At 45.4% G+C, this 17,647-nt stretch carries 14 protein-coding genes; 6 read left to right on the top strand and 8 right to left on the bottom strand.

All coding sequences use genetic code 11. The features are described 5' to 3' along the window. Window positions 1-156: 156 nt before the first annotated feature. The 3 genes from ACK5NH_RS00125 to ACK5NH_RS00115 all read right to left on the bottom strand — a co-directional run bounded on the left by ACK5NH_RS00125 (window position 157) and on the right by ACK5NH_RS00115 (window position 2,102). Entirely contained in the window at window positions 157-831 is a 675-nt protein-coding gene (locus tag ACK5NH_RS00125; RefSeq protein WP_416917280.1) for a Vat family streptogramin A O-acetyltransferase, read from the bottom strand. 315 nt (window positions 832-1,146) lie between these two features. Then, window positions 1,147-1,602: a nuclear transport factor 2 family protein gene (locus ACK5NH_RS00120; RefSeq protein WP_416917279.1), complete on the bottom strand. Its 456-nt coding sequence runs from the start codon at window positions 1,600-1,602 to the stop codon at window positions 1,147-1,149. A gap of 35 nt (window positions 1,603-1,637) precedes the next feature. Beyond that, on the bottom strand, window positions 1,638-2,102 hold the full coding sequence (locus tag ACK5NH_RS00115) for a hypothetical protein (RefSeq protein ID WP_023267497.1): 465 nt from the start codon (window positions 2,100-2,102) through the stop codon (window positions 1,638-1,640). Window positions 2,103-3,103: 1,001 nt separating this feature from the next. Here ACK5NH_RS00115 and ACK5NH_RS00110 point away from each other — a divergent pair. The 3 genes from ACK5NH_RS00110 (at window position 3,104) to ACK5NH_RS00100 (ending at window position 5,985) form a co-directional block, all read left to right on the top strand. Next, the gene (locus tag ACK5NH_RS00110; protein WP_416917278.1) at window positions 3,104-3,481 is read left to right on the top strand and encodes a molecular chaperone DnaJ; all 378 of its coding nucleotides are present in this window, start codon (window positions 3,104-3,106) and stop codon (window positions 3,479-3,481) included. Between the two features lie 187 nt (window positions 3,482-3,668). Then, complete coding sequence (locus ACK5NH_RS00105; RefSeq protein WP_416917277.1) at window positions 3,669-5,168, top strand: AAA family ATPase; 1,500 nt, start codon at window positions 3,669-3,671, stop codon at window positions 5,166-5,168. Beyond that, window positions 5,158-5,985, top strand: a complete 828-nt coding sequence (locus tag ACK5NH_RS00100; protein WP_416917276.1) for an HNH endonuclease — start codon at window positions 5,158-5,160, stop codon at window positions 5,983-5,985. The genes ACK5NH_RS00105 and ACK5NH_RS00100 overlap by 11 nt, the downstream gene beginning before the upstream one ends. 1,060 nt (window positions 5,986-7,045) lie before the next feature. On the opposite strand, the gene groL is transcribed toward ACK5NH_RS00100, so the two are convergent. Both groL and ACK5NH_RS00090 read right to left on the bottom strand, forming a co-directional pair. Continuing rightward, entirely contained in the window at window positions 7,046-8,683 is a 1,638-nt protein-coding gene (gene groL, locus ACK5NH_RS00095) for a chaperonin GroEL (protein ID WP_011718348.1), read from the bottom strand. Between the two features lie 57 nt (window positions 8,684-8,740). Then, window positions 8,741-9,031, bottom strand: coding sequence for a co-chaperone GroES (locus ACK5NH_RS00090; protein WP_011071021.1), 291 nt, complete (start codon window positions 9,029-9,031; stop codon window positions 8,741-8,743). A 227-nt stretch (window positions 9,032-9,258) separates the two neighbouring features. On the opposite strand from ACK5NH_RS00090, the gene ACK5NH_RS00085 reads away from it, so the two are divergent. Further along, window positions 9,259-10,617, top strand: coding sequence for an MATE family efflux transporter (locus tag ACK5NH_RS00085; protein ID WP_416917275.1), 1,359 nt, complete (start codon window positions 9,259-9,261; stop codon window positions 10,615-10,617). Between the two features lie 180 nt (window positions 10,618-10,797). Here the strand turns inward: ACK5NH_RS00085 and ACK5NH_RS00080 are convergent, their stop codons facing one another. Next, window positions 10,798-11,790 carry a LysR family transcriptional regulator gene (locus tag ACK5NH_RS00080; RefSeq protein WP_416917274.1) on the bottom strand — a complete coding sequence of 331 codons (993 nt, stop codon included), beginning with the start codon at window positions 11,788-11,790 and terminating at the stop codon, window positions 10,798-10,800. Window positions 11,791-11,919: 129 nt separating this feature from the next. Between ACK5NH_RS00080 and ACK5NH_RS00075 the strand changes: the two genes are divergently transcribed. Together ACK5NH_RS00075 and ACK5NH_RS00070 are read left to right on the top strand one after the other, a co-directional pair. Continuing rightward, window positions 11,920-13,002 (top strand): efflux RND transporter periplasmic adaptor subunit, encoded by a 1,083-nt coding sequence (locus tag ACK5NH_RS00075; RefSeq protein WP_416917273.1) that lies wholly within the window; start codon window positions 11,920-11,922, stop codon window positions 13,000-13,002. Window positions 13,003-13,005: 3 nt separating this feature from the next. Continuing rightward, complete coding sequence (locus ACK5NH_RS00070; protein ID WP_416917272.1) at window positions 13,006-16,089, top strand: efflux RND transporter permease subunit; 3,084 nt, start codon at window positions 13,006-13,008, stop codon at window positions 16,087-16,089. 175 nt (window positions 16,090-16,264) lie between these two features. Here ACK5NH_RS00070 and ACK5NH_RS00065 read toward each other — a convergent pair whose 3' ends face one another. Continuing rightward, window positions 16,265-16,633, bottom strand: coding sequence for a hypothetical protein (locus ACK5NH_RS00065; RefSeq protein ID WP_416917271.1), 369 nt, complete (start codon window positions 16,631-16,633; stop codon window positions 16,265-16,267). Between the two features lie 191 nt (window positions 16,634-16,824). Next, window positions 16,825-17,445, bottom strand: a complete 621-nt coding sequence (locus ACK5NH_RS00060) for an FxsA family protein (protein WP_416917270.1) — start codon at window positions 17,443-17,445, stop codon at window positions 16,825-16,827. Window positions 17,446-17,647: the final 202 nt, after the last annotated feature.

Below are 17,647 nucleotides of genomic sequence, written 5' to 3'. Positions count from 1 at the left end.
TCGACTGGATGAATGGGCGAGTGCGTTTATCAAGACCAAGGTGTTTAACGTTTGTTTTGCCAGATAGTAACCCCGAAAGCCTCAACACTTTTGTACAAAATTGCGCTTTGCCGTGTTTTTGGGGAAGTTTTGGACGCCGTTTTCTGACATCTGTGGTTAGGGCCGCGTATGCATCTCATCGGCCAAGCGGGCTAACAGGCTAAGATCGGCGCCCACAATGGCAGGTAAATGCTCGCTGATTTTCTCAATCGGCCAGTCCCACCAGGCAATGGCGAGTAATTTGTCTATTACCTCGGGCTCGAATCGCAACTTAATCACAGTTGTGGGGTTGCCGCCGACGATGGCATAGGGTGGCACATCCTTAGTGACCACGGCTTGGCTGGCGATAATGGCACCGTGGCCGACGTTGACGCCGGGCATAATGGTGGCGTTATAACCTATCCACACATCATGGCCTATGCGGGTGTCGCCCTTAAAGGGTAAATCCTCGGGGGCTGGCGCCGCCTTTTCCCAACCATTGCCGAAGATATAAAAGGGATAAGTGGAAAAGCCCGATACCTGATGATTGGCGCCATTCATAATGAATTTTACGTCCCGTGCAATGGCACAAAATTTACCAATAATCAGCTTATCGCCAATAAAGTCAAAGTGATAAAGCACATTAGACTCGAAGCGCTCTGGCCCTGCAGGGTCGTCATAATAGGTGTAATCGCCGACGATAATATTGTCACGGCTAATGAAGTTCTTCAGAAAACCCACTTGAGGAAAACCTTTTAAGGGGGATTTGTCATTCGGGTTAGGTCCCAGTTGGGATGGGGAATGCGTCGGCATATTTGCCTCCCTTTTCATTCAATGGCTAAGCATTGGGTCGTTGATCGCAGTTAAGAGTAGAGCTTACTTAAGAACATGGCCGCACAATCTAACCCGCTGTTAAAAGTTTAATATCACCGTAAAAGGCGACATTTTCCTTAGGTAAATTCAGTAGAGCATGCCACACATTAAGTTGAAAATTGGTGTCTTTTATCCAGAGAAACAGAGACACTGACTCGACAGTATGTTTCCATTTCAAGTAGATGCTTAAGAGGAGCACTTTCTATGTTAGAAACATATCGAGGTGCTCTCTTTCTTTGATAGGAAAAACAAGGACTACCAAAGCTCTTTTACAAGGGAGATTTTGCCATCGGTAAAGCCAAATAAGACGAGCAGGGGCTGCTCTTGCTGCCATTGTCCATCGGGTTGAATGCTGCCGTGGGCGTATTCGACGGCGACATGGTTTTTACCCACAATGTAATTTAATACCCGCTGTTCCTTCGGTTGTTGATAGGCGCCGCGAGCAATATTGCGGATAAAGGCACTGCGCCAACTGACCCTATCAAAATTAGCGCCATATTCGAGGTGGATATAATTCACATTGGGATGCAGTAATCCCAGAAAATCATCGACATTTTGTTCGCTAGACCCCGATTGGCTGACCTTATCTAAGGCTTTAAAGTAGGCATGAATTTGCGGTAATTGGCACTCAGCATCACAGGTTTGGCTCGCGTTTGCGGATGGACTCAGCAGACAACAGAGGGTGAGCAACATCGTTAAATAGTATTTCATCGCAACTCCTTTGCATTGGTTCTTTTGTATTTGTTCTACTTTAACTTGAGTCGTAATTGTTCTATCTGCCTATCGATAGACGCAACCTGTGTATCTGCTTGCTGCGCCACAGCCGACATTTCTTGCGCCAAGCTTTGCTCCCAAGTCGCTCCGGCAAGATTGTTATTGGCGTAACTTCTATCGTTTCTCAGCTCGACAATTCGTTTATCTCTTTGGTCGATAATGAGTTTTCGGTCGTTCTCTAGTTTAGTGATTTCACGGCTAATACGTTGTTTATCAATAAAATCGCTAATTTCTTGTTTTTTATCCGAGTGAGTTACAGCGTTTGCATGGGCAATATCAGGGCCCTTAACCACGCTACCGACGCCGCTGAGATCTACGGGTTGGCTATTTTCATCACAGGGATCGGCCTGATATTTTCCGTCGGCACATTGGTATACGGCGGCATTGGCCGAAAAAGGCAGGATAAGTGTAACTAGCAATAATGATTTTCTGTCCATAGAACACCCCATTGTCGATTTTGGCTAGATTACTCTGTCGTGGCATAAAAAACAAAATAATGTCGTGGGCTTCACTCCCGCACCCGAATCGAGTTTAGCCTTTGGTATGGCAGATGGTCTGTTACTCACAATTAGGGCATGCCAAGTATTTAACAATGGGTGTTTTGTTAGATCTTGGAGTCTTGTTAAATCCTCTTAAAGGCTAAAACAACGTCGTGGGGCTTCACCCCACACCCGACCAAGGAGGACTGCTCGTCCTATCCTCCTTGGATGCTCCAAGACGCCCCAACGGAGTTGAAAGCCCCTTGGGCATTAAGCGTCCTTATGCTATCGCGTCAGACGCTCGTCCCTGATTCGACTGACGCTATCTCGGCATCCATGCCTCGCTCACGCAACGAACGCAAATGCCCTGCGGCAACTCCGAGGGGATGGTGAACTTCTGTCACTTTGGTGTTGTCTGCGATTTACTGAAAAACAAATGAATGTTCCATTTTGAGCTAATGCAAAACTAGCAGAGTGATTCCATCTATATCTTTAGAAAATTAACAATCGGGGCTCGTTTAAAATCCAAGAGATAACTTTTACTTGGCAACGCAGCACTATTGCCGCTGTTCATCATATGCTGTACGCTAAGTGAAATTTTGATTAATAAACAATGCTTAAGCTGTTACTTAATCAATGCCGGTTTAGTGTTAACGATAAATTCGTTGATTAAAATGGCGATAAAATGAGTCAGGGAAGATCCGCTCGACAAAGCGAACAAGGCAAGGACAAGCACTCTACGCCTCTCCTTAAAGATGCTCCCCCTCAGAACCAATTGTGATTCAGTTTAAGGTTTCACCAACCACAAGCTGATAGCTTTATTATTGTTTTTACTACAATTTATCATCTATGTGCTGTCTGGTTGCAAGTGCCATGGGCGGTAGCGTGCTTAAATCCTAAGATAAAGCCACCATCACAAGACCTGCATCCAATCCCCAAAAATTTGTGAAGGAACATAAATGCAAGATGTCATGGTCAATCTTTATGATTGCAAACATTGTTCAGGAACAGGAACTTGTTCCAATGGAACGAATAACAGTTCGTGTGAACGCTGTGCAAAACTCAATGAATTACCAATTTGGCGAAGACGAAATCAATTTGGATTGATATGTGGTTCATGCGGTGGAATCGGAAAAGCTGAACCTTTAACTGAACGAATGAATAAAAGGACTGCGCCTATTTTAGCAATCATGCTAGTGATAGCCTTACTTACAATCATTAGCCTAGCCGCCCTTTTCGAAAACAAGTACTTCACCGAACTTCTTGCCTTTTCAAGTGCAATAATTGGCTCCATCTGCGGGTACTACTTCTCATCCTTAAAAACGAATAAACAATAATCACATTCGTTGGAACAAAAATGCAAAATAAAGAAAAAATTGCGGTGTTTATTGATGCCGATAACGTACCAGCCAAGAAGCTTGATAATAAAATTAATAATTTTAAAAATTAGTCGCAGTTAAATCATTACTATAAACAACAATATTAATACAGTTTAAATATTAAAAAATATGAGAGTTAATAAACGTGAGATACTATCTCTTTACATCCAAATCCAAAGTGAGTGAAATATCCATTTATCCTGCAATAGTTATGAGAAGGGATAGCTGGGATGATTTCGGATATAAAACTACATTAGAGTTAACATATTATCCTTCCGAAGGTGAACCAGGAAGACTATTAGGTCACGTCAAGATCTTAAATAAACAGGATAATTTAGGTTATACACAATTTGAAAGTCCAGAGTTCAATTATTTGGGAGAGGATTACTGTTCTCTTGGGCAAAGCTCAGATTATTATATCAACATTAAGAATCTTGAACTTGACAATGTTCTTGAAGACATCAGAGACTGTGCGATAAGCGATACGATCCGGGATGAGTTCATAAATTTAGAAGGCTTTAACTTTTCGCTTCTCAGGTCTAGTCGAGCATCAAAACTATTACATGAAGCAAAAGTAATATTTTCAAGCCAAGTTACAGTACCTAATAATTTAAATGATGACTTTTCTTTTAATTACAAAATACACTTACCAAACTCAAGAGAAATAACAAGCATTGACTTTAACCTTTCACGGCATGATATCCTACCTTACCGGATTAATATAATTGTTGGGAAAAATGCTTCTGGAAAATCACAAATACTATCTAGTTTGGCTTTGAATTTATCAGGAATGGCACTAATTTCTCAAGGAGAAGTATCCAGAAAAAATAACAATTTCTTATTTGGTGATGTTCACGTAATATCCTACAGTCCATTTGATACATTTAAAGACCTATCTGAACTTAACGGAGGTAAAATCTCAAAGAACAATATAGAATCAGGCTTGTTGCCATATAACTTTTATGGAATAAGAAAACTTGTAAACATTGAAGGAAAACAAGAAGTTTTACTAAAATCTCACACAGAAACGAAAAAAGAATTGAGTAAGAGTTATAATGATATTCTCAAGAAAAATCGAAGAGATTTTCTGACTCAGATGCTGGAAATTTGCTTAGGACAGAATGTTGTTGGAAATAATAAAAACATTTTAGATAAATATGATAACTTCAGTAGTGGTCAGAAGATTTTATTTAAAATGATTACTGATTTTCTTTCTTCTGTAGAGAAAGATGATTTAGTGCTAATTGATGAGCCAGAAACGTATTTACATCCACAAGGTGTCAGCAATTTCTATCATTGCCTAAATAAATTACTTTCATATACGCAGTCTTACTGTATTTTGGCAACACACTCTCCAATTCTTATTCAAGAAACTCCTTCTAAATATATAAACATCATATCTAATGTAGGTTCTAATATAAAGGCTAAAAAGCCGAGAACAGAAACTCTGGGGCAAGGACTTAACTCTATAATAAATGAGGTTTTCAAGGTTGAACTTGATGATTTAAGCTTTTTTGATACTTTACAAAGTTTCTACGAAAGAAATGTATCTTTACAAGAGTTGGAACAAATCTTAGGTAATAGCTTAGATTTTAGTGCAAAGAGTTATTACATGAGCTTAAGTGGAATTAGTAATGAAGAGTAGTACTAGACCAAGTATCGTAGAACCTGACAATTTCGATACTTTCATAAAATATCGGAGTGGTGATATAAGAGTTAATTTAAAAAGCGTTAAAAAGAAAATACCATATTATTATCATCATTATGAAAAGCATAAATCTGATGTACATAAAATAAAGCCAAACAAGCTTGATGAGAATGAAAAGAACACTATGATCGATGTATATGAAAGTTATACATCAAAAGCAATCATTTCGTTTCGTGACAAGCTATTTGAGCATATATCCGAATGCCCTTATTGCGGTTTAGGGGAAACTGAACACTTGGATCATTACCTTCCTAAGAGTGAGTTTTCTGAGTATGCTCTCTATACTGGAAACTTAATTCCTTGTTGCTATAAATGCAACTCTAATTATAAGAAGACTAGTTATAAAGAAGATGGTTTTAGAGTATATTTCCACCCTTATATAGACAGCATCAATAATTTTGATATATTAAGGACCTCCGTTAGAGTGAATGATGGAATAATCTTTATAAACTATGGCATTCATTCCGACTCTGGTTTGGAATCATCTACAACACTTGTTTTGAAGAAACACTTTAAGCATTTAAAGTTGGGAATTCGATACTTAAAATATGCAAATAGTTACTTAGCTAATATGAAATCTGTATTTAATAATGCCTATGGTTTAAATCAAGATACTGAAAACCTCAAAAATGCTCTTGCCTCAAAATATGCAGATTCGATGGCTGAGCATGGACGAAATCATTGGAAAACCGCATTATTAAGAAATCTAAAGACTAATACGGAGTTCTGTAATGGAGGGTTTATGAATGCATAATGTCAAAGAGGAAAAAAGGACATATATGGTCACCTCGGGGTTAGTAAGGCCAATGTCCTATTTTGTTCAAACTAATTTGTGCTAATCGATAATTCACCTTTCACAACGGGGTATCGGTCATTAATGGTTCGTGGTCTTGCAACATATATCCGGCGTCTGTTGCGCCCTAATGAGATCCAAATTGACGTCTGGAAAAAAGATGGGACAGGCGCAAATCTTTGGTGTTTAACTGCCAATGAAAAAAGACAGGCATAACTCTTTTGAGTTTAACAGCCAACGCCAAGGCTACGAAAGATGGGACATCCATAACTCTTTTGGGTTTAACAGCCGGCACCAAGGCTACAGAAGTTCACCCTCCCCTCGGAGTTGCCGCAGGGCATTTGTGTTCGTCGAAAGATGGGACAGGCATAACTCTTTTGAGTTTAACAGCCAACGCCAAGGCTACAGAAGTTCATCCTCCCCTCGGAGTTGCCGCAGGGCATTTGCGTTCGTTGCGTGAGCGAGGCATGGATGCCGAGATAGCGTCAGTCGAATCAGGGACGAGCGTCTGACGCGATAGCATAAGAACGCTTAATGCCCAAGGGGCTTTCAACTCCGTTAGGGGCGTCTTGGAGAATCCAAGGAGGATAGGACGAGCAGTCCTCCTTGGTCGGGTGTGGGGTGAAGCCCCACGACTTTGATTCACCTCGGCCGTTAGGCCGCAATGACTAATAATGTTGAAAGATGGAACCATCTAACCACCTGCAAAAGTATACGATGCTACACTTTTAGTAACTATTTCAGTGATTAAAACCCAAAAAGTGTAGATAAGTACACCTATCTTGAAAAACGCCGCTGCCCCAAATTGCCCGAGCCAAAAACAAAACCCCGACTCAGTTACCCGAGTCGGGGTTTTCATTTTTCTCTTACAAGAAGTTGGGTTTTAAGCGATTAAGCTAAAGACCACAGATGCTTTTGCGCAGGATAAATCGTGTTAGTACAAGGCGCTGTGAGCGTAGCATACGTTGTTTGTATGTGAGCGAGCAGCAACGCCGTAATCACCGATTTAAACCAGCAAAAATTACATCATGCCGCCCATTCCGCCCATCCCACCCATGCCGCCCATATCTGGTGCATCAGCTTTTGGCAGCTCAGCTACCATTGCTTCGGTGGTGATCATCAGGCCTGCGATAGACGCTGCAAATTGCAGTGCGCTACGGGTCACTTTAGTTGGGTCAAGGATACCCATTTCTAACATGTCACCGTAGGTGTCGTTACCCGCGTTGTAACCGTAGTTACCGCTGCCGTTCTTCACAGTGTTAGCCACAACAGAGGCTTCTTCACCTGCGTTGGTTGCGATTTGACGCAGTGGCGCTTCCATTGCACGTAGGGCAATAACCACACCGTGTTTTTGGTCTTCGTTAGCGACTTCAACGTCAGCAATCTTAGAAGCTACACGTACCAGAGCTACACCGCCGCCTGGTACCACGCCTTCTTCAACCGCAGCACGAGTTGCGTGCAGCGCGTCTTCTACGCGTGCTTTTTTCTCTTTCATTTCAACTTCGGTAGCAGCACCGACTTTGATGACCGCAACACCGCCAGCTAATTTAGCCATACGCTCTTGCAGTTTTTCTTTGTCGTAGTCTGACGTTGATTCTTCGATTTGTTGCTTGATTTGGCTAACGCGCGCTTCGATTTGCGCTTGCTCACCGTTACCATCGATGATGGTGGTGTTGTCTTTAGTGATCACAACACGCTTAGCAGTACCTAAGTCTTCTAAGGTTGCTTTTTCAAGCTCTAAGCCGATTTCTTCAGCGATTACAGTACCGCCAGTTAAAATCGCCACGTCTTGCAGCATTGCCTTACGACGGTCACCAAAGCCTGGGGCTTTAACCGCTGCCACTTTCACGATACCGCGCATGTTGTTCACAACTAAGGTTGCTAAGGCTTCGCCTTCAACATCTTCGGCAACGATCAGTAATGGCTTACCGGTTTTTGCCAGACCTTCAAGGATTGGTAACAGTTCGCGAATGTTAGAGATTTTCTTGTCTACTAACAGTACGAATGGGTGATCTAATTCAACGCTGCCAGTTTCTGGCTTGTTGATGAAGTATGGAGACAGGTAACCACGGTCGAACTGCATACCTTCTACTACGTCCAGTTCGTTTTCCAGTGCTTGACCTTCTTCAACGGTGATCACGCCTTCTTTACCGACTTTTTCCATTGCAGTAGCAATGATTTGGCCGATTGACTCGTCAGAGTTAGCAGAGATAGTACCTACTTGAGCGATAGCTTTTGAGTCGGCGCAATCTTGAGAAAGGTTTTTCAGCTCGATAACGGCTGCAGCAACGGCTTTATCGATACCGCGCTTTAAGTCCATTGGATTCATGCCCGCTGCAACGGCTTTTAAGCCTTCAGTCACAATGGCTTGTGCCAGAACGGTTGCAGTAGTGGTACCGTCACCGGCGGCGTCGTTGGCTTTAGAAGCAACTTCTTTCACCATTTGCGCGCCCATGTTTTCGAACTTGTCTTCTAATTCGATTTCTTTTGCAACAGACACACCGTCTTTAGTGATCAGTGGTGAGCCAAAGCTCTTGTCCAATACCACGTTACGGCCTTTAGGGCCTAAGGTCACTTTTACTGCGTTAGCCAGAATGTTTACACCAGCCAGCATTTTTACGCGTGCGTCGTTACCAAATACAACTTCTTTAGCTGCCATATTGAGTATCCTTTAAATTTTTGATGATTAATTGGAATGTCGAATTGATGTCGTGGATTAACCTACGATGGCCATCAGGTCAGCTTCTGACAGGATCAAGACTTCTTGACCGTCGATTTTTTCTTTCTTAACACCGTAACCTTCATTGAAGATCACTACATCACCCACTTTAACATCCAGAGGTCTTACAGTGCCGTTTTCTAAAATACGGCCATTACCTACTGCAAGGACTTCCCCGCGAGTCGATTTTTCGGCGGCGCTGCCAGTTAACACAATGCCACCCGCAGAAGTTGATTCAACTTCTAAACGCTTAACGATTACGCGGTCATGTAATGGACGAATATTCATCTATGAACTCTCCTAATGATTTAATGCCCAACAATCGAGGCGATTTTGTGATGAAAAAGAGGAGGCATTTCCGCCTTCCCCTTTGATGTCTGTGATATGGGGTTCCCTCCTGCCAGATCCAAGTGTCTTTACAAAAAAAAATTCAAATTTTTGATGTCGGTTTTTTCAAGCGGGCACAATCCTGCTAGAATTCGGCCTCCGCTCGCAAACAAGGCACTATTTCCTCCATGAAAGACAGACACGGGCTGCTTAGCGCGCCAATTGGTCGTGTACTGCTCAACATGAGCCTCCCTAACTTGATTGGCATTATGACCATTCTGGGTTTTAGCCTCGCTGACACTTTTTTTATCAGTCAGTTAGGGACTGAAGCCTTAGCGGCGATCAGTTTTACCTTCCCTGTTACTTTGATTATATCCAGCATTGCCATAGGCATTGGTGCCGGAGTATCGACTAACCTTGGCAGGTTGATTGGCTCGGGAAATGCCCCAAGGGCGAAAGTATTTTTACACGATGCACTGCTGCTGACCTTTATCCTGATCGCCAGCTTATCCGCCCTTGGCAGCATTTTTATCGAGCCACTCTTTAGCTTGCTCGGTGCCAATGACACCAGCCTGCCGCTCATTCATGACTATATGATGTACTGGTATGTGGGCGCGCCACTGTTGGTATTACTGATGGTTGGCAACCAAGGCCTGCGCTCAACCGGGGACACCCGCTCACCCGCAATGATTATGACGCTGGCGGCGATCATTAACTTAATCCTCGATCCCTTATTGATCTTCGGCATTGGGCCTTTTCCTCGTCTTGAGATCCAAGGCGCAGCCATTGCAACGCTCTTCTCTTGGCTGGTCGCACTGTCGCTCTCGGCTTATTTGTTGATTATTAAGCGTCGAATGCTTGAGCGAGCCGCATTTGATATCGATAGAATGCGCGCGAACTGGAGTAAACTCGCCCATATCGCCCAGCCTGCGGCCTTGATGAATTTAATCAATCCGCTCGCCAATGCGGTTATTATGGCGATGCTGGCGCATATCGACCATAGCGCCGTGGCCGCCTTTGGTGCGGGTACGCGCTTAGAATCCGTCCTCTTGATTGTGGTAATGGCCTTGTCCTCGAGCCTAATGCCTTTTATCGCGCAAAACCTTGGCGCAGGGCAAACTCAAAGGGCTAAACAGGCTTTGCTGTTATCACTTAAATTTATCTTTATATTCCAGACCTTACTCTATATTCCACTGACATTTTTTGCCCAGCCCTTCGCTCATTTGTTTAGTACCGATCCGCAGGTGTTAGAGTGGCTGAGTTTTTATATTCTGGTCTTACCCTGCGCCTATGGCCCACTCGGCATAGTGATTATTTTTGCCACGGCGCTCAATGCGTACCACAGACCCATGAGCTCATTGGTGATTAACCTGTGCCGTCTAGTGCTGCTGATGCTGCCACTGGCGGCGCTAGGGTCTTATATCGATGGAGTTAAAGGCTTGTTGCTCGCACTCCCCATCACCAACCTGCTGATGGGGATTGCCTGTTATTATCTAGCCCAGCGCATTTGCGAACCCGCCAAAGTCACGACCGCCGATGCTATCTAACCGATTAAGGTTAAAAGCGTTTATCGCGAAAGACTCAAGCACAATTCGCTGTAGTTAAGAAATAACACATTTGTCCCAGGCAAAAATGACGCCCATCCTGCCGTGCCCTTTGCACGCCATGGCGCGAGTGCGCCACATAATTGGTATGCGCTGCAATTCTGCCATGGCAACACCTCTGAATTAGTCGGAGTTTTTCTGACAAAAGCGAACATCATTGGGCGGGAATGGCTCTTCCGAGGGTTTACAACGGCGAGATGAGGTGCCTTCGGCACTCATATTCGTCGGTATGCCATTGGGTGCCAACTCTTGTACGATAAAGTCGATAAAGCGTCGGCAGGCAAGACTCACATAACGTCTTGATGGATAAGCTAAATAACATTCACCTGGATGTGAATCAATCTCAGGTAACAGGGTAACTAACTGCCCTGACGTCACATATTCGGCCACCTCTTCGGTTGGAGCGTAGACAATCCCACGCCCTTGCAAGGCAAACTCCACCGCTACCTGCACACTGTTAGAGCAAAAATTACCTCTTACTCTAACTTCTTGTTCGTCACCTATCCATAACTCATTGAAAATTTTGCCATTTGATAGTCTAAACAAGGATACATTGTGGGACTCAATCTCTTGGGGCGTCCTTGGCGTACCATGCTTAGCTAGGTATTCGGGGCTGGCATAAAAGCGCAGATCTGTGGTGAAGATAGGCCGCACCACTAAATCTAAGGTATCTAGCGCGGGCTCGACCACAAATGCTACGTCGAGGTTATTCTTCACCATATCGACGGATTCAGCACTGTTGATCACCTCCACCGTCAACTTAGGGTGCAGATCCATAAAACGGAAAATCGCCCGCATCAGTACATTCATACTGTGAATGGGGAACATCTGGATCCGTAAGTGGCCGCTGATTTCGGCATCATCATTGGTCATCTCGAACAGGGTTTCATCAAGCTGCGCCAAGATATTTAACGAGCGTTGATAAAAATGGCTGCCCGCCGAGGTGAGCGTCATCGAACGACTCTGGCGGTGGAATAGCTTGATATTCAGCTCATCTTCCAATGCCTGCAAACGGCGGCTCACAGTCGATTTAGGTAAGTTAAGCAAATCAGCAGCTTCGATCAAACTGCCGGTTTCGGCTATGCGGTGAAATAACGCTAAGTCCTCTGTCTTCATTTTTAACTTAATTTCAATCTCATTATGTGGGATTCATAATCCCAAAGTATCCCGTTTATTGCAACAAATTTAACTGTTATCTTCGCGTCCCTAAAATGCTGATAAATTGTTATCGAGGACTCCCCTACCATGAAACCATATCGACTGCTCCCCTTGGCGGCGTTGTTGCCCGCGCTACTGACTGCCTGCACACCCGCGGAAAGCTCGGTACAGGCAACTGTCATTCGTCCCGTCAAACTCTTTGAGGTAGTGCAGCTCGAAGGCGGAGATTTCAGGACATTTCCGGCTCGTGTCAGTGCGAATAGTCGCGCCGAATTGTCCTTTAGGATTTCAGGGGAGTTGACCGATTTGGCCCTAATCGAAGGCCAACAGATCCGCCAAGGCAGCCTATTGGCTAAACTCGACGATAGGGATGCCTATAACAATTTAATGACCCGCGAAGCCGAGCATGAACTCTTGGCAGCGGATTTTCAGCGTAAAACCGAACTCCTCAAGCGCAAGTTAATCTCCCAAGCCGAGTTTGATAGTGCCCAAGCACAGCTTAAATCGGCCAAAGCGGCCTTGGCCGCCGCCCGTGACCAATTAAGTTATACCAAACTCATCGCCCCCTTTAGCGGCACAGTTGCGAAACGTTTAGTGGATAACCACCAAATCGTACAGGCCAACCAAGGGATTTTGACGTTGCAAAACAACAGTTTGCTCGATGTGAGTATTCAAGTCCCCGAGGCGATGGCCGCGAGCTTAAATAACTATATTCAGCAGCAAAACTTTACAGCTAAGGTGCGATTTAGCGCACTAGCAGGAATGGAATTTGACGCAAAATACAAGGAATACTCGACCCAAGTAACACCTGGCACTCAAGCCTATGAAGTGGTGTTTTCTTTACCTCAACCTAAAGATATTCAACTACTTCCAGGGATGAGCGCCGAGTTAACCCTCGCCTTAGTTAAAACCCCAGACCAAACCGCATCTGCCATAGTGCCCGTTACCGCCATCGATAAACGCGACCAAGATGGCCGAGTACAAGTGTGGGTCTATCAAGCACAATCCGGTGAAGTTAAACCCACAGCAGTGACCTTAGGTCGAGTCACCACCCAAGGCATCGAGGTATTAGGCGGGATCAACAAGGGCGACTTGATTGTCAGCGCGGGGGTATCCCAATTATCCGATGGGATGAAAGTGAAGCCATTACGCTGGCAACGCGGAGTCTAATTCATGAATATTGCTGAGTATTCTATCCGCCACAAAGTCATCAGCTGGATGTTTGTGTTGCTGCTACTCGTGGGTGGCGGCGTCAGTTTTACGGGTCTTGGGCAATTAGAGTTTCCCGAATTTACCATTAAAGAAGCCCTAGTGATCACCGCTTATCCAGGCGCGTCACCCGAGCAAGTGGAAGAGGAAGTCACCCTTCCCCTCGAAGATGCCCTGCAGCAACTCGATGCGGTTAAGCACGTGACCTCCATCAACAGTGCTGGCCTGTCGCAGATCCAAATTGAGATTAAAGAAACCTACGACAAAACCAGCCTGCCACAGGTGTGGGATGAAGTGCGCCGTAAGGTGAACGACACCTCAGGACAATTACCCCCCGGCAGCACCCCACCCAAGGTCTATGACGACTTTGGCGACGTCTATGGGATTTTGTTTAACCTTTCTGGCCCGGATTATAGCAACCGCGAATTAAGCAACTATGCCGATTATTTACGCCGCGAATTAGTGCTAGTGCCTGGGGTGAAAAAAGTCTCAGTCGCGGGCAGTGTAACCGAGCAAGTGGTGATTGAAATATCGCAACAAAAACTCTCGGCACTGGGGCTAGATCAAAGCTATATCTACGGTCTTATCAACAACCAAAACGTGGTGTCAAACGCTGGGAGTTTAGTCGTTGGCGATAATCGCATTCGTATCCACCCCACGGGTGAATTTAGCAGTATGCAGGATCTGGCGCGTCTGATTGTCAGCCCACCGGGTAGCACCGAACTCATCTATTTAGGGGATATTGCCAATATAGAGAAAGATTACGACGAGACCCCGAGTGTGCTCTATCACAACCGTGGCGAGACGGCTTTATCACTGGGGATTTCCTTCTCAAGCGGTGTTAACGTGGTTGAAGTGGGTAAAAGCGTTAGCCAGCGCCTTGCCGAGCTAGAATCACAGCGCCCGATTGGGATGAACCTAGACACGGTTTATAACCAGAGTCTGGCGGTAGACGATACAGTTAATGGCTTTTTAATCAACCTATTAGAATCGATTGCCATCGTTATTGCCGTGCTATTGCTGTTTATGGGCCTCCGCTCAGGCTTACTGATGGGATTAATTCTGCTGCTGACCATTCTCGGCACTTTTATCGTGATGAAAGTACTGGGCATTGAGCTGCAACTGATCTCCCTCGGAGCCCTGATCATCGCACTCGGTATGCTGGTCGATAACGCCATTGTGGTGACTGAAGGCATTCTGATTGGCCTGCGCCGGGGTAAGACTCGCCTCGAAGCTGCAAAACAAATTGTGTCGCAAACCCAGTGGCCGCTACTTGGCGCCACAGTGATCGCGATTATCGCCTTTGCGCCGATTGGTTTATCACAAAATGCCGCCGGTGAATTTTGTCGCTCACTGTTCCAAGTGTTGATGATTTCCTTATTTATCAGTTGGATTACCGCAATCACCCTCACGCCCTTCTTCTGCCATTTGCTGTTTAAAGATGCACCAGCAGATGTGGAAGAGCAGGACCCCTACAAGGGCTGGTTCTTTAACCTATACCGCGTGAGTTTGACCTTTGCCCTGCGTTTTAGGATCGCCAGCATTCTATTGGTCGGCGTCATGCTCGTTAGTGCAGTGATAGGCTTTGGTCATATCAAAAATGTGTTCTTCCCCGCATCGAATACGCCAATCTTCTTTGTCGATATTTGGATGCCTGAAGGCACAGATATTAAAGGTACCGAGCGTTTCACCGCCGATATTGAAAAACTGTTACTCAAGCAAGCCGAGGAACAACACAGCGGCTTAAAACACTTAACCTCAGTTATCGGTCAAGGTGCGCAGCGTTTTATCTTGCCATATCAACCAGAAAAGGGTTATCCAGCCTATGCGCAGCTGATTATCGAAATGGAAGATTTAGCGTCCTTAAAAGCTTATATGCCGGAGTTGGAAACCTTGTTAAATCAACGATTCCCACAGACGCAATATAGATTCAAGAATATGGAAAACGGCCCTTCTCCGGCCGCTAAGATAGAGGCGCGCTTCTACGGCGATGACCCTGAAGTGCTGCGTGCACTAGGTGCGCAGGCCGAAGCTATCTTCCATGCGGAGCCAACGATGGACGGTATTCGCCATGACTGGCGCAATCAAGTGCCCTTGATCCGACCACAATTGGAAAACGCCCAAGCAAGGGAGACGGGGATCAGTAAGCAAGATCTGGATAATGCGCTGCTAATTAACTTTACCGGTAAACAGATTGGCCTTTACCGCGAAACCAGCCATTTACTGCCAATAGTTGCGCGTGCACCCGCCGAAGAGCGTTTACAGGCGGACAGCCTATGGAAACTGCAAATCTGGAGTAGCGAGCACAGCACTTTTGTGCCTGCCACCCAAGTGGTCAGTCAGTTTGAAACCCAATGGGAGAATCCATTAGTAAAACGCCGCGATAGAATGCGGATGTTAGCGGTACTAGCAGATCCTAAGCTTGGCAGCGATGAGACCGCCGACTCTGTGCTACGTAAAGTAAAAGATAAGGTCGAAGCCATCAGTTTGCCTGCGGGCTACCACTTAGAGTGGGGCGGCGAGTATGAGACCGCTGGCGAAGCACAAACCGCGGTATTTAGCTCAATCCCTCTGGGTTATTTGGCAATGTTTTTAATCACTGTGTTTCTATTTAACTCTGTGCGTCAGCCCTTAGTGATTTGGTTTACCGTGCCACTGGCCTTGATTGGGGTATCGGCAGGATTGCTGATTTTCGACGCGCCCTTCAGCTTTATGGCACTGCTCGGCCTGCTAAGTTTGTCGGGCATGGTGATTAAAAACGGCATTGTGTTAGTGGATCAGATCAACCTCGAACTCAGTGAAGGGAAAGGCGCCTATCTTGCCCTAGTCGATTCCTGTATTAGCCGCGTTCGCCCCGTGATGATGGCGGCGATCACAACTATGCTCGGGATGATACCTCTGATCCCCGACGCCTTTTTCGGCTCAATGGCCATCACTATCATCTTTGGTTTAGGTTTTGCCTCATTGCTGACGCTTATCGTGTTACCAGTGATGTACAGCCTAGCCTTTAACATTAAACCGAATGCAGTGGCGAGCGAAAACCACTAGCCCGCCCTCCCCCTAAACGCTTCCCGGCGTGGCCAATCGATGTAGTTCCGACTCGTCGATTGGCCTTTTCTTTTCCCTTTTGTACGCCGAAATACGGATACAAAAACGCCTAAATTTCATCTTAGTTATCGACAAAATCTAGGCGTGGTTGACTGGATGGCTATCGAATCAGGCGTTAATTGACGACCTTTTTAACGACTTTCTTCGCATCGACACCCTCTTTTTTATGATGCTCTTCGTGCTTAAGTGCGTCGGCAGCTTTGTCGGATAGCTTGTCGTCGGGTTTGATATCATCGACCTTATCGGTGACTTTATCCTTGGCATCCCCAACAGCGTCCTTAGCATCATCCACCTTGCGCTCGGCGGCTTTTTCCGGAGTACAACGGCCACTCACACCAACGGTCGCCTTGACCGCCGCATTTTTAGCGACTTTTTCAGGGTCACAATTTGGATCTAAAGGTCCAGCGACCGCGCTATAGGTAATCAGTGAACAAGTTAGGACAGACAGCAATCCCGAAATCAGCTTTAACTTAGTTAGGTGCATATTCAACCTCCATGAATAAGATGTTCGAGGTTTACTATAGTACGCCCCTAAATCGAAGCAAAGGGCACAGAGGTGATCAACCGCAGACTATTGCGACAAAACCCAAATAAAAAACAAGCTCCCAGAGATTAACATCTGTGGGAGCTGGCAAAATGAGGCTGAGTAACAGCTTAATCTGTCAGGATAAATGGCTAAGGCTTGGGATCTTTAGACTGAGTATCTTTTGGCTCATGCTCTTTAGAATCAAAGTCTTTGTCCGAGAGTTGATGGCTCTCGGGACGTTTATCGCTTGGGTCTGCCTTATGCTCAAAATCGCCTTCGTACACATTGCCATCGGAATGCTTATCTTGCTCAAAGGGATGCTGCCCAAATGGGTTCGACTGCGCCCCTGAATGTGGGCCAAATGGGCCGGCTCCAAAACCACCGTGCATCCCACCCTGTAAGCCTGAAACCACTCGCAGCTGCATACGCTTAAACACTAAGGCGGCAATCGGACGACGAGTTAAGGGTGTGAGCAATAATAGGCCAATAAAATCAGTAACAAAGCCAGGAATAACCAGCAATACGCCCGCCATGGCTAACATCATGCCTTCAACAATTTCCTGCCCGGGAGCCTCACCTCGAGCGAGTTTTTGCTGCACTTGCATCAGTGTACTCAGCCCTTGGCTACGCACGAGAGACACACCGACTACCGCCGTAAATAACACCAGACCGATAGTCGTCCAAGTGCCAAGCACTTCGCCAACGCGGATCAACACCGACAGTTCAACAACTGGGATCAGCACAAATAATAAAAACAGGATTAAAAACATACCGACCTCAGATTTATCTCGCTTATTTGAAAACTAAATGGGGGCTATCCGGTCTTAATTCAAGTCATTCGGCAGGAGCTGTCTATAAAGGAGCGAAACTTCTGATATTTAGCTCACTGTTTTGTTACCAGCTTAATGTATGAGACCATAAAAACACGTAAAGTAGCTTAGCCTAATAGGCTTAAGCGAAGTTTAAGATTGT

Source organism: Shewanella sp., from assembly GCF_047975355.1.
Taxonomy (GTDB): Bacteria; Pseudomonadota; Gammaproteobacteria; order Enterobacterales; family Shewanellaceae; genus Shewanella.
This window is presented reverse-complemented; position numbering and strand designations above follow the sequence as displayed.

Bases quoted from the DNA above. Each gene is read 5' to 3' on its own strand.
- ACK5NH_RS00110 (WP_416917278.1), top strand. From the start codon at position 3,104: ATGCAAGATGTCATGGTCAATCTTTATGATTGCAAACATTGTTCAGGA.
- ACK5NH_RS00125 (WP_416917280.1), bottom strand. From the start codon at position 831: ATGCCGACGCATTCCCCATCCCAACTGGGACCTAACCCGAATGACAAA.
- ACK5NH_RS00085 (WP_416917275.1), top strand. From the start codon at position 9,259: ATGAAAGACAGACACGGGCTGCTTAGCGCGCCAATTGGTCGTGTACTG.
- ACK5NH_RS00115 (WP_023267497.1), bottom strand. From the start codon at position 2,102: ATGGACAGAAAATCATTATTGCTAGTTACACTTATCCTGCCTTTTTCG.
- ACK5NH_RS00120 (WP_416917279.1), bottom strand. From the start codon at position 1,602: ATGAAATACTATTTAACGATGTTGCTCACCCTCTGTTGTCTGCTGAGT.
- ACK5NH_RS00075 (WP_416917273.1), top strand. From the start codon at position 11,920: ATGAAACCATATCGACTGCTCCCCTTGGCGGCGTTGTTGCCCGCGCTA.
- ACK5NH_RS00060 (WP_416917270.1), bottom strand. From the start codon at position 17,445: ATGTTTTTAATCCTGTTTTTATTATTTGTGCTGATCCCAGTTGTTGAA.
- ACK5NH_RS00100 (WP_416917276.1), top strand. From the start codon at position 5,158: ATGAAGAGTAGTACTAGACCAAGTATCGTAGAACCTGACAATTTCGAT.
- ACK5NH_RS00065 (WP_416917271.1), bottom strand. From the start codon at position 16,633: ATGCACCTAACTAAGTTAAAGCTGATTTCGGGATTGCTGTCTGTCCTA.
- ACK5NH_RS00070 (WP_416917272.1), top strand. From the start codon at position 13,006: ATGAATATTGCTGAGTATTCTATCCGCCACAAAGTCATCAGCTGGATG.
- ACK5NH_RS00080 (WP_416917274.1), bottom strand. From the start codon at position 11,790: ATGAAGACAGAGGACTTAGCGTTATTTCACCGCATAGCCGAAACCGGC.
- groL (WP_011718348.1), bottom strand. From the start codon at position 8,683: ATGGCAGCTAAAGAAGTTGTATTTGGTAACGACGCACGCGTAAAAATG.
- ACK5NH_RS00090 (WP_011071021.1), bottom strand. From the start codon at position 9,031: ATGAATATTCGTCCATTACATGACCGCGTAATCGTTAAGCGTTTAGAA.